We start from the raw sequence: 1,310 nt of genomic DNA on the forward strand, positions 1-1,310 counted from the left end.
CTGTGGTTCCCCCGGAATCGTGGAGGACTCCTCTATGCGGCTTCGGGCTCGGTGACTGCGGTGTTCTCGTAGTCGACCGGACTCATCATCCCGATCGCGCTGTGGCGACGCTGGTGATTGTAGAAGCCGTAGCACCACTCCAACACGACCGCCTGCGCCTCCATGATAGTATGGAACTCGTTGCGTGACAACACTTCCCACTCCAAAGAAGAGAAGAATGCCTCCGCTGCGGCGTTGTCGAAACACGATCCGACCCGGCCCATCGACTGCCGGATACCCATCTTCTGGCACAGCCTGGTGAACCGTTTCGCGGTGTACGTCGACCCACGATCGGTGTGGAAAATCAGCTTCTGCGCATCGTCATCACGCCATATCGCCTGCATACCGCCCCGCGTGGCGACCGCCATCTCGATCGCCGCACACGCCAACGCTGCATCCGGGTGACGACTGGTGGCCGCCCCCAGCAGGCGGCGACTGTAGAGGTCGATGACCGTGGCCAGATACAGCTTGCCCGCCGCGGTCGGGATCTCGGTGATGTCGCCGACCCACCGCTGATCGGGGCACTGTGCGGTGAAATCGCGACCCAACAAATCGGGGAACTTCGGGGCGGTCTTGTCCTGACGGGTCAGCCCGTTGCGCCGGCGGATCCGCCGCGCGACCAGGCCCTGACGACACATCGAATCAGCGACAGTCTTCTCGGTCACCGTCCACCCGTCAGCACGCAGATCCGCATGCAGGCGCGGTGACCCGTGCAGGCCGCGGGCCTTGTCGAACGCCACCGCCACGGCCCGGTCGATGGTGTCCCGGCGATAGTCGCGGGTGGTGTGCAAACCCGTTGCCGCACCCGGCGATTGGGTCCGCTTATGCCATTTGTAGAACCACGCCTCGCTGACCCCGAGCAGCCGGCAGGACACCGCGTGTGGCACCCGATAGTTGGTCCTCTGGTCGGCGATAAAGCGTGCCACGCTCACTTCGTCGCCTCCTTCACCCACAGGACCACTGATCGCTTGAGGACATCACGCTCCATGCGCAGCTCGGCGACCTCGTCACGCAACCGTTTGAGCTCAGCAGCGTCATCAACGGTCAGCTCGCCGCGGCCCTCCCGCTCGGCGCGCGCCCGGTTGACCCAGTTACCCAAGGTGCCCTCGTTGACCCCCAGGTCTCGAGCGACCTGGGCGATCGGCTTACCTGTCTCCTCGACGATCCGGACCGCCCCATCACGAAACTCCCGGTCGTACTTCTTCCGCTTCTCTGGCATCGTGCTCCTCATTATCGATGCCTCTACGGTTCGGGGGGAACCTCACACCGAC

Annotated in this window: 2 protein-coding genes; both read right to left on the reverse strand. The window is 64.1% G+C overall.

Annotated elements, in window-relative coordinates:
- Positions 1-32 precede the first annotated feature (32 nt).
- Entirely contained in the window at positions 33-971 is a 939-nt protein-coding gene (locus tag BPODLACK_RS23235) for an IS3 family transposase (protein ID WP_020169777.1), read from the reverse strand.
- Complete coding sequence (locus tag BPODLACK_RS23240; protein WP_005195137.1) at positions 968-1,258, reverse strand: transposase; 291 nt, start codon at positions 1,256-1,258, stop codon at positions 968-970. The genes BPODLACK_RS23235 and BPODLACK_RS23240 overlap by 4 nt, the downstream gene beginning before the upstream one ends.
- Positions 1,259-1,310: the final 52 nt, after the last annotated feature.

Source organism: Gordonia sp. YY1 (assembly GCF_009872315.1).
GTDB lineage: Bacteria > Actinomycetota > Actinomycetes > Mycobacteriales > Mycobacteriaceae > Gordonia > Gordonia amicalis.

Bases quoted from the DNA above. Each gene is read 5' to 3' on its own strand.
- BPODLACK_RS23240 (WP_005195137.1), bottom strand. From the start codon at position 1,258: ATGCCAGAGAAGCGGAAGAAGTACGACCGGGAGTTTCGTGATGGGGCG.